At 72.6% G+C, this 15,593-nt stretch carries 16 protein-coding genes; 11 read left to right on the top strand and 5 right to left on the bottom strand.

Going from position 1 to position 15,593, the window contains the following annotated elements:
• Positions 1 to 92: 92 nt before the first annotated feature.
• Entirely contained in the window at positions 93 to 677 is a 585-nt protein-coding gene (locus QPK52_RS23605) for a TetR family transcriptional regulator (RefSeq protein ID WP_410539471.1), read from the bottom strand.
• Between the two features lie 61 nt (positions 678 to 738).
• Positions 739 to 984, bottom strand: coding sequence for a DUF2277 domain-containing protein (locus tag QPK52_RS23610; protein WP_410539472.1), 246 nt, complete (start codon positions 982 to 984; stop codon positions 739 to 741).
• 79 nt (positions 985 to 1,063) lie between these two features.
• Here QPK52_RS23610 and QPK52_RS23615 point away from each other — a divergent pair, with 79 nt between their 5' ends.
• Positions 1,064 to 2,119: a glucose 1-dehydrogenase gene (locus QPK52_RS23615; RefSeq protein WP_410539474.1), complete on the top strand. Its 1,056-nt coding sequence runs from the start codon at positions 1,064 to 1,066 to the stop codon at positions 2,117 to 2,119.
• A gap of 39 nt (positions 2,120 to 2,158) precedes the next feature.
• On the opposite strand, the gene QPK52_RS23620 is transcribed toward QPK52_RS23615, so the two are convergent.
• Positions 2,159 to 3,976, bottom strand: a complete 1,818-nt coding sequence (locus tag QPK52_RS23620; protein WP_410539475.1) for a glycoside hydrolase family 15 protein — start codon at positions 3,974 to 3,976, stop codon at positions 2,159 to 2,161.
• A gap of 215 nt (positions 3,977 to 4,191) precedes the next feature.
• On the opposite strand from QPK52_RS23620, the gene QPK52_RS23625 reads away from it, so the two are divergent.
• From QPK52_RS23625 to QPK52_RS23660, 8 genes are all read left to right on the top strand, one after another.
• Positions 4,192 to 5,022 carry a DUF2382 domain-containing protein gene (locus QPK52_RS23625; protein WP_410539476.1) on the top strand — a complete coding sequence of 277 codons (831 nt, stop codon included), beginning with the start codon at positions 4,192 to 4,194 and terminating at the stop codon, positions 5,020 to 5,022.
• 205 nt (positions 5,023 to 5,227) lie between these two features.
• On the top strand, positions 5,228 to 5,950 hold the full coding sequence (locus QPK52_RS23630) for a hypothetical protein (RefSeq protein WP_410539478.1): 723 nt from the start codon (positions 5,228 to 5,230) through the stop codon (positions 5,948 to 5,950).
• A 1-nt stretch (position 5,951) separates the two neighbouring features.
• A complete protein-coding gene (locus QPK52_RS23635) occupies positions 5,952 to 6,389 on the top strand; it encodes a phage holin family protein (protein WP_410539479.1) in 438 nt (145 codons plus the stop codon).
• Positions 6,365 to 7,015 (top strand): DUF3618 domain-containing protein, encoded by a 651-nt coding sequence (locus QPK52_RS23640; protein WP_410539480.1) that lies wholly within the window; start codon positions 6,365 to 6,367, stop codon positions 7,013 to 7,015. The genes QPK52_RS23635 and QPK52_RS23640 overlap by 25 nt, the downstream gene beginning before the upstream one ends.
• 75 nt (positions 7,016 to 7,090) lie before the next feature.
• Positions 7,091 to 8,083, top strand: coding sequence for a YihY/virulence factor BrkB family protein (locus QPK52_RS23645; protein WP_410539481.1), 993 nt, complete (start codon positions 7,091 to 7,093; stop codon positions 8,081 to 8,083).
• Between the two features lie 174 nt (positions 8,084 to 8,257).
• Positions 8,258 to 8,623 carry a phage holin family protein gene (locus QPK52_RS23650; protein WP_410539482.1) on the top strand — a complete coding sequence of 122 codons (366 nt, stop codon included), beginning with the start codon at positions 8,258 to 8,260 and terminating at the stop codon, positions 8,621 to 8,623.
• A gap of 96 nt (positions 8,624 to 8,719) precedes the next feature.
• The gene (locus QPK52_RS23655) at positions 8,720 to 8,914 is read left to right on the top strand and encodes a hypothetical protein (RefSeq protein ID WP_093656470.1); all 195 of its coding nucleotides are present in this window, start codon (positions 8,720 to 8,722) and stop codon (positions 8,912 to 8,914) included.
• Between the two features lie 259 nt (positions 8,915 to 9,173).
• On the top strand, positions 9,174 to 9,926 hold the full coding sequence (locus QPK52_RS23660; protein WP_410539483.1) for a DedA family protein: 753 nt from the start codon (positions 9,174 to 9,176) through the stop codon (positions 9,924 to 9,926).
• Positions 9,927 to 9,966: 40 nt separating this feature from the next.
• Here QPK52_RS23660 and QPK52_RS23665 read toward each other — a convergent pair whose 3' ends face one another.
• Positions 9,967 to 10,800: an SAM-dependent methyltransferase gene (locus QPK52_RS23665; protein ID WP_410539484.1), complete on the bottom strand. Its 834-nt coding sequence runs from the start codon at positions 10,798 to 10,800 to the stop codon at positions 9,967 to 9,969.
• Between the two features lie 320 nt (positions 10,801 to 11,120).
• On the opposite strand from QPK52_RS23665, the gene QPK52_RS23670 reads away from it, so the two are divergent.
• Both QPK52_RS23670 and QPK52_RS23675 read left to right on the top strand, forming a co-directional pair.
• Positions 11,121 to 12,005: an RNA polymerase sigma factor SigF gene (locus QPK52_RS23670; RefSeq protein WP_093656464.1), complete on the top strand. Its 885-nt coding sequence runs from the start codon at positions 11,121 to 11,123 to the stop codon at positions 12,003 to 12,005.
• A 239-nt stretch (positions 12,006 to 12,244) separates the two neighbouring features.
• Complete coding sequence (locus QPK52_RS23675) at positions 12,245 to 12,808, top strand: hemerythrin domain-containing protein (RefSeq protein WP_410539485.1); 564 nt, start codon at positions 12,245 to 12,247, stop codon at positions 12,806 to 12,808.
• An 86-nt stretch (positions 12,809 to 12,894) separates the two neighbouring features.
• Here the strand turns inward: QPK52_RS23675 and QPK52_RS23680 are convergent, their stop codons facing one another.
• A complete protein-coding gene (locus QPK52_RS23680) occupies positions 12,895 to 15,468 on the bottom strand; it encodes an ATP-dependent Clp protease ATP-binding subunit (protein WP_410539486.1) in 2,574 nt (857 codons plus the stop codon).
• Positions 15,469 to 15,593 lie beyond the last annotated feature (125 nt).

Consider the following 15,593-nt stretch of genomic DNA (forward strand, 5'->3'; position numbering starts at 1 on the left):
CACTTGTTGGCCAACACGTGATGACAGCATGGCGCGCGGGCCGACGCCAAGTCAACATCCGTTGGCAAACGGGCGTTGGCGTTCGGGGTGCGTCAGGGCGACTCCGCCGTCAGATAGCGCTGCACCGTCGGCGCCAGCCAGGCGACGGCCTCCGCCCGCGGCATTCCGGCCGCGGGCGGGAAGCACAGCACGTACCGGCTCACGGCCATGCCCAGGATCTGCGACGCCACCAGGGCCGCGCGGACCCCCGCCCGGTCCGGGTCGGGGCAGACGACCGCCACCGCGGGGGCCACCTGCTCCTGGAAGACCGCGCGCATGCGCTCGGCGCCCGCGGGGTTGGTGACGCCGACGCGCAGCAGCGCGGTCAGCGCGCCGTCCTCCTCCCAGCGCTCCAGGAAGTGCCCGACCAGCACGGCCCCGGCCTCCTCGCGGGGCACGGCGGCCAGGTCGGGAAGGCGCAGGTCGAACTCGCTGGCCGCCGCGAACAGCCCCTCCTTGTTGCCGTAGTACCGCATCACCATCGAGGGGTCGATGCCCGCGTCCCGGGCGATGGCGCGGATGGTGGCGCGCTCGTAGCCGTCGGAGGCGAAGCGCTTCCGGGCCGCCTCCAGGATGGCGGCCCGGGTGGCGTCGGAGCGGCGGGGACGGCCGCCGGAGGCGGTGTCGGTCGGCTGCATGGCGGCGAGTCTAGGCCAACGGCCGTTGGCGTCCCCCGCTCCGGGAGGGCGCGGCCAGGGGTCAGGAGCGCGTGGAGGAGTGCCGGGGCGGGCCGCCGCCCCCGCCGCGCACCTCCAGGTCGTCCAGGAGTTCCCGGGTCGCCTCGGCCACCGCCTCGACGGCGCGCTCGAACGCGGCGCGGTTGTGGGCGGCGGGCGCCCTGAAGCCCGAGACCTTGCGGACGTACTGCAGGGCGGCGGCGCGGATGTCCTCGTCGCCGACCTCGGGCGCCATGGGCGGTCGGAGTGTCCTGATGCTGCGGCACATGCCCCCAGTGTGACGCGTGCCCGCCGCGGCCGGGGGTACAGCGAGAAGCACCGGACCCCGCCCGACGGATGGAGTGGACGTGCAGGCGCTGACCGTGGCTCCCGACCGGAAGAACTCCCTGCGGCTCGACACCCTCCCCGACCCCGAGCCGGGAGAGGGGGAGCTGCTGGTGGACGGCCTGGCAGTCGGAGTGTGCGGCACCGATCTGGAGATCGTCTCGGGAGGTCACGGAGCCCCGCCTCCGGACCGTGAGCGCCTGGTCATCGGCCACGAGTCCCTGGGCCGGGTGCGCCAGGCGCCGCCGGACAGCGGCTGGGTGCCGGGCGACCTGGTGGTCGGTGTCGTCCGCCGGCCCGACCCCGTGCCGTGCGGGGCCTGCGCCCACGGCTACTTCGACATGTGCCGCAACGGGATGTTCACCGAGCGCGGCATCAAGGGGCTCGACGGATACGCCTCGACCTCCTGGACGGTCGAGGCCGACTACGCGGTGCGCCTGGACCCCGGACTGGAGCACGTCGGGGTGCTCATGGAGCCCGCCACCGTGGTGGCCAAGGCGTGGGACCAGGTGGAGCGGATCGGCGGGAGGTCCTGGTTCGCCCCGCACTCGGTGCTCGTCACGGGGGCGGGGCCGATCGGGCTGCTCGCCGCGCTGCTCGGGCGGCAGCGCGGTCTGGAGGTCCACGTCCTGGACCGGGCGGAGAGCGGACCCAAGCCCGAACTGGTCCGGCGGCTGGGCGCCGAGTACCACTGCGAGGACGCCGAGCGGGTCATGGAGCGGGTGCGGCCGGACGTGGTGATCGAGGCGACCGGCGCCGCGCCGGTGGTCTTCGGGGTGATGTCGGCCATGGACCCCTACGGCGTGCTCTGCCTGACCGGGCTGTCGCCCGCCGGGCGCACCCTGGAGGTGGACGCCGGGTACCTCAACCGCGAACTGGTGCTGGACAACTCCGCGGTGGTCGGCTCGGTCAACGCCAACCGGCGGCACTACGCCGCCGCGGCCGCCGCCCTCGCCGAGGCGGACCGGGGCTGGCTGGACGCGCTGATCACCCGCCGGGTGCCGCTGGAGTCCTTCGCGCAGGCCTTCGAGCGGCGGCCGGACGACGTCAAGACGGTCATAGAGCTCACCCGGCACTGAGCCCGCCGGCCGGACGGGGCCGGGCTCACCGGGACGGGGTCAGGGGCCCTCGCCGCCGGAGCGGGACCTGGACGGGCCCAGGTCCCCGGCCAGGTTCTGCGCGGTGTCGATCAGCGGGATGTGGGAGAGGGCCTGGGGGAAGTTGCCGACCAGCCGCCGGTGCCCGGTGTCGTACTCCTCCGACAGCAGGCCCAGGTCGTTGCGCAGGTCCAGCAGCCGCTCGAACAGCTCCCGCCCCTCGCGTACGCGGCCCTGGAGGATGTAGTTGTCGGCCAGCCAGAAGGCGCAGGGGATGAAGGCCGCCTCGCCCGCGGGCAGGCCGTCCACGGCATCGGTGCGGCTGCCCATCGTGTAGCGCTGGACGAGGCCGTCCCTGAGCAGCTCCCGCTCGATCGCGGCCACGGTGCCCCTCATCCGGGGATCGTTCGCGGGCAGGAAGCCCACGGACGGGATGAGCAGCAGCGACGCGTCCAGTTCGGCGGAGCCGTAGTACTGGGTGAAGGTCGCGCGTTCGGTGTCGTAGCCGTACGCGCAGACCTCCTGGAAGATCTCCCTCCGCAGGCGCCTCCACCGGTCGGCGGGCCCCTCCAGGCCGAATCGCTCCACGGCCTTCACCGCCCGGTCGGCGGCCACCCAGGCCATCACCTTGGAGTGGGTGAAGTCCCGCCGCGGGCCGCGCACCTCCCAGATGCCGTTGTCGGGATCGCGCCAGTGCGACTCCAGGAAGTCCATCAGCACGGACTGGACCCGCCAGGCGTCCGGGTCCGGCGGTACACCCCGGGCCCTGGCCTGGTGCAGGGCGTCCATGAGCTCCCCGTGGACGTCCAGCTGGAGCTGTCCGGAGGCGGCGTTGCCGATGCGCACGGGGCGGGAGTGCTCGTATCCGGGCAGCCAGTCCAGCTCCGTCTCGGGCAGCATGCGCTCGCCCTCGATGCCGTACATGATCTGCATCCGCCGCGGATCGCCGGCCAGCGCGCGCAGCAGCCAGTCGCGCCAGGCCACCGCCTCCCGCTCGTATCCGGAACCCAGCAGCGCCATGAGGGTGAAGGTGGCGTCGCGCAGCCAGCAGTAGCGGTAGTCCCAGTTGCGCACCCCGCCCAGCTGCTCGGGCAGGGAGGTGGTGGGGGCGGCCACGATGCCGCCGCTGGGCGAGTAGCTCAGCGCCTTGAGCGTGACCAGGGAGCGCACCACCGCCTCGCGGTACTCGCCGGAGTAGGTGCAGTGGCCGGCCCACTCCCGCCACCACCGCTCGGTGGCGGCCACGGTCCGGACCAGCCCGGCGGTGTCCGGCCGTTCCGGCTCCCCGTGGCGCAGCCCCCTCCAGGCCAGCCGGAAGCCCACCTTCTCGCCCTCGCCCACGGAGAAGTCCGCGGTGCAGTCGCCGTCCTCCGCGGTGAAGTCCGCACCGGAGTCGAAGACGACCACGTCCGGCCCCGCGTAGGCGCGCAGTCTGCGCCCCTCGGGCCGCAGCCACGCCGGGGTGTTGCCGTAGTCGAAGCACAGGCGCATCAGCGAGCGCATCCGCACCCGCCCCTCCAGGCCCTCGACGATGCGTACCACCGAGGGGTGGTCGCCGTCGACGGGCATGCAGTCGATCACCCGGGCCCGGCCTTCGGGGCCGGCGTACTCGGTCTCCAGCACCGCGCTGTCACCGCGGTAGCGGCGGGCCAGCGGCCGGGCCCGGTCACGGGGGGCGAGCAGCCAGCGGCCGTGCTCGGGACGGCCGAGCAGGGCGGCGAAGCACGCTTCGGAGTCGAACCGGGGCAGGCACAGCCAGTCCACCGAGCCGTCGTAGCCCACCAGCGCGGCGGTGCGGGTGTCGCCCAGCAGGGCGTAGTCCTCAAGCCGGAGCGGCACGGGCGTCTCCCTTCGGCCCGCTCGGGTCGCCGGCGGTCGGTGTACCCGGTGTTCCCGCCGCTACACGGACGGGCGAGGGGGAGTTCCGGCGCTTCGGCGAGAGGAAAGAGAACTTCTCATTTTTGTCCATGTTTGCGACATTTGCCGGTTTTCCGGCCTTTCGGGTGGTTACCCGAAGTCTTGGAGTCAGAGGAACCGGCAACGAGGAGAGCCTCATGATCACCAAGGAGCAGATACCCGAGGTGCTGGACCACCAGGTCTACGACGCCGAAGGCAAGAAGATCGGAGAGGCCGGGCACGTCTTCCTCGACGATGTCACGGGCCAGCCGGAGTGGGCGAGCGTCCGCACCGGGCTCTTCGGCAGCCATGAGACCTTCGTTCCGATCCACGACGCGGCCATGGTGGAGGACCACCTGGAGGTGCCGTACTCCAAGGACCAGGTCAAGGGTGCGCCCCACGTCGACGTGGACCAGGGCGGTCACCTGTCCGAGCAGGAGGAGCGCCGGCTGTACGACTACTACGGCGTGGACTGGGGCGGCCGCGGGCAGGAGGAGACCCGCCGCACCGACACGGGGACGGCGGGCACGGCCGGTACGGCCGCCGCGGCGGGCACTGCCGGCACGGCGAGGGACCGCACCGGTGCGGGCGGAACCCGCGGCCGCGACGACGCCATGACGCGTTCCGAGGAGGAGATGCGCGTCGGCGTCGAGCGCCAGGAGACCGGCAGGGCCCGGCTGCGCAAGTACGTCGTCACCGAGGACGTCCAGAAGACGGTGCCCGTGCGGCGCGAGGAAGTCCGCGTGGAGCGCGAGCCCATCACCGAGGAGAACAGGGACGAGGCCCTGAGCGGCCCGGAGATCACCGAGGCCGAGCACGAGGTGACCCTCCACGAGGAGCGCCCGGTGGTCGAGACCGAGGTGCACCCGGTGGAGCGGGTGCGCCTGACCACCGACGAGCGCACCGAGGAGGAGACAGTCGAGGGGCAGGTGCGCAAGGAGCGCATCGAGGAGGAGGCCACCGACGACAAGCGGCGCCGCCGCCGCTGAACCGCCGGCTCCCGCCTTCCCCCAGGGCCCGTTCGGAGATGTCCCTTCCGTGCGGGCCCTGGTCGCGCCGGGGTGCCGCCGGTGCACCGGTCAAAAGGGAATGTTGTGTGAATGCCAGGTCGAAGGCCGGGTACTTCGCCCTTTGTGAGCCACTAGTCACATATAACGCAAAAGGCAAATCCCGTAAGACCAACTGGAGGCACCGGTGAGTGAATCTCCGACCGCGGGCAACGGCCCCGCACAGCAGACAGGCCAGGCCGCGAAGCAGGAGACCCGGGCCACGGCCGACCGGGCGAAGGAGGCCGCGGGCACCGTGGCCGGCAGCGCCAGGGATCAGGCGCGCAACGTGACGGGCGAGGCCCGCGACCAGGTCGCCAACGTGGCGGGCCACCTCAGGGAGCGTGCCACGCAGGAGGCGGACACGCAGACCAGGAGGACGGCCGACACCATACGCCAGTGGGCCGACGACCTGTCGGGCATGGCGGAGAACACCCGGTCCGACTCCCCGGTGCGGAATCTGGTGGCCCAGGCCGCCGACGGCGGCCGCCGCGCGGCGGACATGCTGGAGGAGCGGGGCGTGGGCGGCCTGGTCGAGGGCGTGGAGTCCTTCGCGCGCCGCCGTCCGGGCGCCTTCCTGGCGGGTGCGGCGCTGGCCGGCTTCGCCATCGGGCGCGTGGCCAAGGCGGGCACCAAGGCGGCCCAGCAGGGGCAGGACGGCTCCGGTACGGCCCAGGCCCAGGGCTACGAGGCCTACCCGCCGGCGCAGGGCACGGCGGTCGCCACGGGCCCGGGCGGAGAGATCCGGCAGATGCCGGGCTACGGAGAGCCCCCCTACGGCGGCACTCCGGGCACCACCGGCACCGGCGGCTACGGGGCCACCGGCACCTACGGGACCCCCGACGTCCCCCGCCGTCCGGAGGTGGGCTGACATGGCGTACACCGCTCATCGGCCGGACACCGATCCGGAGGTCCGGGACAGGAGGACGCAGGACGACGCCTCGATCGGCGAGCTGCTCTCCGCGGTCACCTCGGACGCGCAGAAGCTCTTCCGGCAGGAGGTCGAGCTGGCCAAGGCCGAGATCCGCGAGGAGGCCACCAAGGCCGGCAAGGCCGCCGGCATGTACGGCGGCGCCGGGTTCGCCGGCTACATGACGATCCTGTTCGCCTCCCTGGCGCTCACCTTCGGTCTGGCCAACGTCATGGACTGGGGCTGGGCGGCGCTCATCGTCACCGTCCTGTGGGGCGTGGCGGCGGCCGTGATGTACGTGATGGGCCGCTCGAGGATGAAGCAGGTCCACCCCAAGCCGGAACGCACCGTCCAGACCCTCAAGGAGGACGCCGAATGGGCACGTCACCCGACGAGCTGAGGGCTCAGATCGACACCACCCGGCAGGAGCTGTCGGAGGATGTCGGCAGGCTTGCCGACCACGCCAACCCCCGCCACGCCGTCCGCCGCCGCAAGGAGCGGGCGCGGGGCAGGATGACCGTAGTACGGGAGCGAGTCATGGGAACCACCTCGGACACGACGCAGTCGGTCCGCGAGAGCGCCGGGCACGGCGTGGACAAGGCGCGCGAGGGAGCCGGCCAGGCGGGCGAGGCCGTCAAGGCCGCCCCCCACCACGCCGCGCGCAAGACCCAGGGCAACCCGCTGGCCGCCGGTGTGATCGCCTTCGGCGCCGGGATGCTGGCGGCCTCGATGCTGCGCAGTTCGCACAAGGAGGAGCAGGCGATGGGCCGGCTCTCCGAGAAGGCGGGCGAACTGGCCGAGCCGGTGAAGGAAGCGGCGATGGAGTCGGTGGAGCACCTGAAGGAGGACGCCCGGCAGTCCGGCCAGCAGGCGGTCCAGCAGGTCAAGGAGACCGCCTCGGACGCCGCCCGCACCACGGCCGACGAGGCGCGCGGGCAGGCGGAGGAGGTCAAGGGACAGGCCCGCCAGTCCGGGCAGAGCGTGGCCGACGAGACCCGCCGCCAGAGCCCCGGCTCGGCGCACTGAGACAGGCCCCGCGGCGGCCGCCCCCTCCCTCGCGGGCGGGGGCGGCCGGGCCGGGAGCCGGTGAGGTGCCACCACATGTCGAAGCACAGGAGTCAGCAACAGCAGCGGGGCGGTTCCAACGGTCAGGCCCCCGAGGAGCCCACCGACCTGCCGAAGAAGTCCTGGAAGAACGTGCTGAAGCGTACGGGCGCCGAGTTCAAGGACGACAACGTCACCGACTGGGCGGCCGCCCTCACCTACTACGGAGTCCTGTCGATCTTCCCCGCGCTGCTCGCGCTGGTGTCGATCCTGGGTGTGATCGGCAGGTCCGCGATCCAGCCGCTGATCGACAACCTCGGCGGCATCGCGCCGGGCGCCGCGCGCGACATCCTCGAGAGCATGCTGACGCAGCTCCAGAACAACCAGGGGGCCGCCGGGTTCGCGCTGGTCATCGGTCTCGCCCTGGCGATCTGGTCCGCGTCCGGGTACGTCGCCGCCTTCATGCGGGCCTCCAACGCCATCTACGACATCGAGGAGGGGCGCCCGATCTGGATGACGCTGCCGGTACGGGTGGGCATCACCCTGGTCCTGCTGGTCATCCTGGCGCTGAGCTCGATCGCGGTGGTCTTCACGGGCGACATCGCACGGCGGGCCGGCGACGTCATCGGCCTGGGCGACACCTTCCTGACGGTGTGGAGCATCGCCAAGTGGCCGGTGCTGGTCCTGCTCGTCGCCTTCATGATCGCGCTGCTGTACTGGGCCGCGCCCAACGTCAAGCGCCGCTTCCGCTGGGTCAGCCCCGGCAGCCTGCTCGCCGTGCTGCTGTGGATCCTGGCGTCGGCCGCCTTCGCCTTCTACGTCGCCAACTTCGGCAACTACAACAAGACGTACGGCAGCCTGGCGGGCGTGATCATCTTCCTGATCTGGCTGTGGATCACCAACATCGTGATCCTGCTGGGCCAGGAGCTCAACGCCGAGATCGAGCGCGGCCGGGCCATCGAGGCGGGGCATCCGGCCGACGAGGAGCCCTACGTCGAGCCGCGCGACACCCGCAAGTTCCCGGAGGACAACCCCAGCGGCCGGGACTGAGCCCGGGCGTGCGCCGGGCCCCCGGCCGGAGCCGCCGGGGGCCCGGCGCACGCCCGGGCGGGGGCGGGCATCGGACGGACCGCTGCGGGTACGGGGCGTCGTGGGGACGCCGGGCCGCCGGGCGCGGCGGGAACACGAGCACCGGGCGGACCGGACCCGGAGGGAGAGGGAGACATGCCGCAGAGCGGAACCGCGGGCGAGCACATCGCCGACGCCGTGGAGCAGGTGACCCGGGAGGCGTCCGAGCTTTTCCGCGACCGCTTCCAGGGGTTCGGCGACGGACTGCGGACCACCGTCCGGCAGGCGGGCGCCGGCGGCGCCCTGCTGGGCGGCGCCGGGGTGTGCGCACTGCTGGCGGTGGGCTCCGCCCACCGGGCGGCGCTGCGGACCCTGGAGTCCGTCCTGCACCCGGCGCAGGCGGCGGCCGTGCTCTCGCTGGCCTACACCGCGGGGGCCGGGGCGCTGGCGAGACTGGGCCGCGACCGGCTCAGGGCCGCCGGGCGCGCCTCGGGGGCGCGCCCGGAGCGGACCGGCCCGTGACCGTGCGTACCGCCCGGGGCGAATCAGCCGGGAATGTGGGGGTACGCAGCAGACAACCCCGCTCACGGGGGTGGAACCGAGCAGAGGAGGCTCGCTGTGAAGGGTGAACACGACAAGGAAGAGTCCTCCGCGCCGCGGCCGACGCACCTGCGCACCGGCAGCGAGCAGCCGGTGGACCCGGAGGATCTGGTCATGCTGTCCGGCCGCGAGCCCACGCCGGAACGGATCGAGAAGGCGCGCAGGGAGCTGGAGGAGCACGGAGCCGCCGCCGTCGAGAAGTACCTCCCCTAGCAGGCCGAGCGGGCCGCGGGGGTCTCCCGCGGCCGTTCGACGGCACCGCCCGCCCCGTGCGGGCGGTGCCGTCGCCGGTCACCGGCCCGTGTGCTCCGTACGGATTCCGGCCGCCCGTCCCCCGGGACGGGAACCGGACGGCCGCAGAACACGCTGTATGTTCCAGCCACAGGTGCCGTCCGGCACCACGATTCCCGGGCGGCGCGTGTGCCCGAGGTCTCGTCCCGGCGCATGCAACCGTTTCAGGAGCACGTCCCCAGTGACCCCCCTCGCGCTCGGTCCGGCCTGGCTGGACCCGGACCACCTCATCCAGACCTTCGGTCTGATCGGCATCCTCTGCATCGTCTTCGCCGAATCAGGGCTGCTCATCGGCTTCTTCCTGCCCGGTGACTCGCTGCTGTTCACCACCGGTCTGCTGGTCGCCACCGACCAGTACCTGCACTATCCGCTGTGGCTGGTGTGCACCCTGATCGTCGTCGCCGCGGTCGCCGGGGACCAGGTGGGCTACCTGTTCGGCCGGAAGGTGGGACCGGCTCTGTTCAGACGGCCGGACTCCCGCCTCTTCAAGCAGGAGAACGTGGAGAAGGCCCACGAGTTCTTCGAGAAGCACGGGCCCAAGTCCCTGGTGCTGGCCCGCTTCGTGCCGATCGTGCGGACCTTCACGCCGGTCATCGCCGGCGTCAGCCGGATGGACTACCGCAGCTTCCTGATCTTCAACGTCCTCGGCGGGGTGCTGTGGGGCGCGGGCGTGACGCTGCTGGGCGCGGCGCTGGGACAGGTCCGGTTCGTCCGCGACAACATCGACCTGATCCTGATCCTGATCGTGCTCCTCTCGGTGCTCCCGATCGTCGTCGAGTACCTGCGTGCCCGGCGCCGGCCGGGCGTGGCGGCGCCCGCCGCCGACGCCCTCCCGGACGACGCCACCATCCCCCTGCGGGGTGTGGCCGAGGCGGTGGCGGCCGACACGCCCGCGGAGGCGAGGCGCGGCCGGGGCCGCCACGCCAGGCGCTGAACCGCCGCCCCGCCCCGGCCGCGGCCCCCCGTCCCGCACGTCACGGCTTGACGCCGACCCCGCCGTACTCGTCCACGGCGGGGGGAAGGCCGCCGGAGAGCGGCGCTCCGGCCGGCGGGGCCTCCGGCCGCCACTGCGAGACCGGCACCACGCCCGGCTCCAGCACCTCCAGGCCCCTGAAGTACCCGGCGATCTGCTCGGGGGTGCGGAGCAGGTAGGGGATCCCGGCCATCTCGTTGTAGAACCGCTGCGCGCGGTTGAACGCCTCGTTGCCGTCGGTGCCGTCGTTGCTCACCAGGCAGCTGCCCGACGGCAGCGCCGCCATCAGCCGCTTCACGATCGACCTGGCCTCGTCGTAGTCCTCGATGTGGCCCAGGATGTTCATCAGCATCAGGCCGACCGGGCGGTCGAGGTCCAGGGTCCGGGCGGCCTCGGCCAGGATGGTGTCGGGGCTGCGCAGATCGGCGTCGATGTAGGCGGTGGCGCCCTCGGGGGTGGAGGTCAGCAGGGCCCGGGCGTGGGCCAGGACCAGGGGGTCGTTGTCGACGTAGACGATCCGCGACTCGGGGGCGGTGCGCTGGGCGACCTCGTGGGTGTTGTCGGCGGTCGGCAGGCCGGTGCCGATGTCCAGGAACTGCCGGACGCCCAGGTCTCCGGCCAGATGCGTCACGGCGCGGGAGAGGAATCCCCGCGAGGCGCGGGCGAGTTCCACGATCCCGGGGAAGATCTCCTGGTACTGGTCGCCCGCCTCGCGGTCGGCGGCGTAGTTGTCCTTGCCGCCCAGCCAGTAGTTCCAGATCCGCGCCGAGTGGGGGATGCTGCGGTCGATCGCGGACAGCGCGTCCCGGTCGGTGCGGGGTTGGCCGTCGGTCATGGGACCCTCCTGATCCTGTGCCCTGTGTGACGGCGGCCGGGCCGGCCGCTGTGCACAACCTAGGACCTCTCGCCCTCCGCGCGCCGGTGGTCGCGCGAGCGGACGGGAGGCCGAGCGGCTCCGGCGGCCCGTCCACCACCGGGAACATGCCATTCACGGCTATATGCTGTGAGAAGTAAATCCGTTATGGTGGCATTTACCCCGGGTGATTAACAGACATCGTGTGTACGTAGGTAAAACCTCACCCGGATGGGCGTGTGAGTTGTTCGGGGCCGGGTACGCGCCGTGCTGCACATGACAGATCAAAAGAGGAGGGCATGATGCGTAGCCTGAGCCCCGAGGTTCAGCTGACGAGCGGTGACGTCTTGCCGGACCAGGAGCAGGAGACCGCCTCCACTGATCTGCCCGAACTGCCGAGAATCGAGGACGCGGGCAAGGTCGCGCCCCGCGATGCCCGGCAGCTGTCGAAGCTGTTCTTCGAGCGCCTGCGCGTGCTGGAGGAGGGAACGCACGAGTACCAGTACGCGCGCAACACCCTCATCGAGCTGAACCTGACGCTCGTCAACTACGTCGCCTCCCGCTTCCGCCACCGTGCGGAGCCGATGGACGACATCGTCCAGGTCGGCACCATCGGCCTGATCAAGGCCATCGACCGCTTCGACCTGAGCCGCGAGGTGGAGTTCACCTCCTTCGCCGTTCCGTACATCGTGGGGGAGATCAAGCGCTTCTTCCGGGACACCAGCTGGGCCGTACGCGTGCCCAGGCGGCTGCAGGAGCTGCGTATCGAGCTCGCCCGGGCGAACGAGGAGCTCGGCCGCCGGCTGGGCCGCTCCGCCACCACCGAGGAGCTGGCGGAGTTCATGAACGTCACGGTCGAGGAGGTCATCGAGGGGCAGGTGGCCAGCAACGGCTATGTCGCCGGTTCCCTGGACCTCCCCGTGGGCGACGAGGGCAAGGACACCCCGCTGGCCGACCAGCTCGGGGACGTCGACCCGGCCCTGGAGAAGGTGGAGAACCTCCACGCCCTCAAGCCGCTGATGGAGCAGCTCGACGAGCGCGACCGGCGCATCCTGCAGATGCGCTTCGGCGGCGACATGACGCAGTCGGAGATCGGGGCCGAGCTGGGGATCTCGCAGATGCACGTCTCACGTCTGCTGAGCAGGGCGCTGGCGCGCCTGCGCGAGGGCATGCTGACCCAGAAGTGAGCCGGACGGCCGGCGTCCGCCCCGGGCGGCGCGCACGGCGACGCGGGGCCCGGCCTCCCGGCCGCAGGCCCCGCGTCGGCGTGCCCGGACGCGTCCGGGCACGTCCGGGGCCCGGCGGGGCGGGAGGCGCACGGCGGCGGGTCACAGGGCGTTAGCCGCCTCGGACTCCGGGCACACGTTGCCTGTGTCCGCCTCCTCGGCGGACGCCTGTGACAGACGGCGAAAGGAAGACACCGGCCATGGGACACGGCGGAGACATCATCCAGGAGCTGAGCACGGACCACCGGGAGGTCGAGGAGCTCTTCGGCAGGATCGAGGCCATGCCCGTGGGAGACGCGCGGCGCAGGGAGTTCGCCGACCAGGCCGTCATGGAGCTGGTGCGGCACTCCGTCGCCGAGGAGCAGTACCTGTACCCGGCGGTGCGGGAACTCCTGCCCGACGGCGACGAGATCGCCGACAAGGAGATCGAGGAGCACTCCGCGGCGGAGCGCACCATGAAGGCGATGGAGGGGCGCGGCGCCGACGACCCCGAGTTCGACCGGCTCGTCGCCGAGCTGATGACCGAGATCCGCTCCCACATCGCCGACGAGGAGCGCAACCTCTTCCCGCGGCTGCGCCAGGCGGCGACCCAGGAGCAGCTGGACAAGCTGGGCGACAAGGCGCGCACCGCGAAGAAGACGGCCCCCACGCGCCCCCACCCCTCGGCACCCGACACCCCGCCGGCCAACAAGATCATGGACGCGGGAGCGGGCATGGTCGACCGGCTCCGCGACGCCCTCACCGGCCGGGGCAAGGGCCACTGAGGCCGCCCACCGGAACCCCTGCGGCGGCCGCCGTTCCCGCTCCCGGGAACGGCGGCCGCCGCACGTACGGCTCCGGTGCACGGCGCCTACCGCACCGTCGGCGCGGCGGCCCGGTCCCGGTGGAAGACCAGGGTGCCGTCCGACACGTCCACCCGCAGCCGGGTGTGCGGCGCCAGTTCGCCGCCGAGCAGCATCCGCGAGAGCTGGTTGTCCACCTCCCGCTGGATGGTGCGGCGCAGCGGCCGGGCCCCGTACTCCGGCTGGTAGCCGTGCCGGGCCAGCCACTCCACGGCCTGCGGGGTGAAGTCGACCTCCACGTCCTGCGCGTGCAGCCGCCGCCGCGTCTCGTCCAGCAGCATGTCCGTGATCCGCCGCAGCTGCTCGTCGGAGAGCTGGCGGAAGACCACGATCTCGTCGATGCGGTTGAGGAACTCCGGGCGGAAGTGCTCGCGCAGCGGGCGCAGCACCCGCTCGCGGCGGGCCGCCTCCTCGGCCTCGCCACCCGCCCCGCCGGGGGAGAAGCCCAGCGCGCCGCCGCGCCCGGTGATGGCCTCGGAACCGAGGTTGCTGGTCATCACGATGACGGTGTTGGTGAAGTCCACCGTGCGGCCCTGGGAGTCGGTCAGCCGCCCGTCGTCGAGGACCTGGAGCAGGATGTTGAAGACGTCCGGATGCGCCTTCTCCACCTCGTCCAGCAGCAGCAGCGAGTACGGGTGGCGGCGCACCGCCTCGGTGAGCTGGCCGGCCTCCTCGTGGCCGACGTACCCCGGGGGAGCGCCGACCAGCCGGCTGACGGTGTGCCGCTCCTGGTACTCGCTCATGTCCAGGCGCACCATCCGGTCGTCGGTGCCGAACAGCGCCTCCGCCAGCGCGCGGGCCAGCTCGGTCTTGCCCACGCCGGTGGGGCCGAGGAAGAGGAAGCTGCCGATCGGGCGGTCGGGGCTGGACAGGCCGGCCCGCGAGCGCAGCACGGCGTCGGCGACGACGGAGACCGCCTCGTCCTGGCCCACGACCCGCTGGTGCAGGTGCTCCTCCAGGCCCAGCAGCCGGGCCTTCTCCTCCTGGGTGAGGGTGCTGACGGGGATGCCGGTCTGCCGGGAGACGACGTCGGCGATGTCCTCGACGCCTACCTCGGCGATACGGTCGCCCACCGGCTGCCTCCCGCCTCCCTCGGCGGCCTGCCGCTCCACCTCGGCGAGGCGGTCGCGCAGCTCCCTGGCGCGCTCGTAGTCCTCGTCGGCCACCGCCTGGTCCTTGTCCCGCCGCAGTTGCTCGGCCTCGCGCTCCAGGGCGCGCACGTCGGTGCCCCGGGTGGACGAGCGCAGCCGCACCCGCGCGCCCGCCTGGTCCATCAGGTCGATCGCCTTGTCCGGCAGGAAGCGGTCGGTCAGATAACGGTCGGACAGCTCCACGGCCGCCAGCAGCGCCTCGTCGCTGTAGCGGACCTGGTGGTGCGCCTCGTAGCGGTCGCGCAGCCCCCGCAGGATCTCCACGGCGTCGGCCGTGTCCGGCTCGGGGACCAGGACGGGCTGGAAGCGGCGGGCCAGCGCGGCGTCCTTCTCGATGTGGCGGCGGTGCTCCTCCAGCGTGGTGGCGCCGATGACGTGCAGCTCGCCGCGGGACAGGGCCGGCTTGAGCATGTTGCCGGCGTCCATCGCGCCGCTCTCCCCGCCGCCACCGGCGCCCACCACCGTGTGCAGCTCGTCGATGAAGACGATCAGCTCGTCGGTGTGGGCGCGGATCTCCTCGATGATGCCGTTGAGCCGTTCCTCGAAGTCGCCGCGGTAGCGGGTGCCGGCGACCACGCCCGCGAAGTCCAGCTGGACGACGCGGCGGCCCAGCAGGTTGTCCGGCACGTCGCCGTCGGCGATGCGCTGGGCCAGGCCCTCCACGATGGCGGTCTTGCCGACGCCCGCCTCGCCGATCAGCACCGGGTTGTTCTTGCCCCGCCGGGCCAGGATCTCGATGGTCTGCTCGATCTGCTCGTCGCGGCCGATCACCGGGTCGATGCGTCCCTCGAGGGCGAACTCGGTCAGATCGCGGCCGAACTTGTCCAGGTTCGGTGTGCTGCTGCCTCCCGGGCGTCCTCCGGGAGCGGGCTGGCGTTCGCCGGCCGGGCCCGGGCCGCCGGGCTGCGGCCCCTCGGGGAGCCCGGAGCGCGGATCGAAGTGGGCGGCGTTGAGGATCTGGCCGGCCGCGGAGTCCCGGTTGGCGGCCAGGGCCACCAGCACGTGCTCCGGGCCGATGTACGACGAACCGGAGGAGCGGGCGACCTGGTGGGCGTCCATCAGGGCGCGCTTGACGGCGGGGCTGACGGAGATGGAGGAGCGCGGCGGACCGTCCCCGGCGTGCCGGTCGATCTCGGAGACGATGGTGTCGGGATCGCCGCCGGCGCGGGAGACCATGGCGCGGGTCGGCTCGGTGGTGAGCGCCGCCCGCAGCAGATGCTCGGTGTTGAGGTCGGTACTGCCGTGCTGCGCGGCGTAGGACGCCGCGGAGGAGACGAGCTGCCGGGCGGGCTCGCTCATCAGCCGCACGAAGTCGAAGTACCGGGGCCCCGGCCGCTGCCCGCCCGACGACGAGGCGCCCAGGAAGCGCGCGAGGAACTCTCCGAGCGGATCCCGGCCGAAGTCCTCGGAACCCATGTACCCGCTGGTCATAGACGTCCGTCCCGCCGGCCCGGCGGACCGGGCCGCGCTTGCTCTCTCGGTTGCTGTCTGGGTGCGTCTGTCTCGACGCACCGGGGTTCCCCCTCGGGGCGGGACGACACGTCGCCGAGGCGTCT

Source organism: Streptomyces sp. KL2 (assembly GCF_046529545.1).
GTDB lineage: Bacteria > Actinomycetota > Actinomycetes > Streptomycetales > Streptomycetaceae > Streptomyces > Streptomyces radiopugnans.

Coding starts and splice junctions, on each gene's coding strand:
- QPK52_RS23670 (WP_093656464.1), top strand. CDS start 11,121: ATGCGTAGCCTGAGCCCCGAGGTTCAGCTGACGAGCGGTGACGTCTTG.
- QPK52_RS23640 (WP_410539480.1), top strand. CDS start 6,365: ATGGGCACGTCACCCGACGAGCTGAGGGCTCAGATCGACACCACCCGG.
- QPK52_RS23675 (WP_410539485.1), top strand. CDS start 12,245: ATGGGACACGGCGGAGACATCATCCAGGAGCTGAGCACGGACCACCGG.
- QPK52_RS23635 (WP_410539479.1), top strand. CDS start 5,952: ATGGCGTACACCGCTCATCGGCCGGACACCGATCCGGAGGTCCGGGAC.
- QPK52_RS23605 (WP_410539471.1), bottom strand. CDS start 677: ATGCAGCCGACCGACACCGCCTCCGGCGGCCGTCCCCGCCGCTCCGAC.
- QPK52_RS23680 (WP_410539486.1), bottom strand. CDS start 15,468: ATGACCAGCGGGTACATGGGTTCCGAGGACTTCGGCCGGGATCCGCTC.
- QPK52_RS23625 (WP_410539476.1), top strand. CDS start 4,192: ATGATCACCAAGGAGCAGATACCCGAGGTGCTGGACCACCAGGTCTAC.
- QPK52_RS23610 (WP_410539472.1), bottom strand. CDS start 984: ATGTGCCGCAGCATCAGGACACTCCGACCGCCCATGGCGCCCGAGGTC.
- QPK52_RS23650 (WP_410539482.1), top strand. CDS start 8,258: ATGCCGCAGAGCGGAACCGCGGGCGAGCACATCGCCGACGCCGTGGAG.
- QPK52_RS23665 (WP_410539484.1), bottom strand. CDS start 10,800: ATGACCGACGGCCAACCCCGCACCGACCGGGACGCGCTGTCCGCGATC.
- QPK52_RS23645 (WP_410539481.1), top strand. CDS start 7,091: ATGTCGAAGCACAGGAGTCAGCAACAGCAGCGGGGCGGTTCCAACGGT.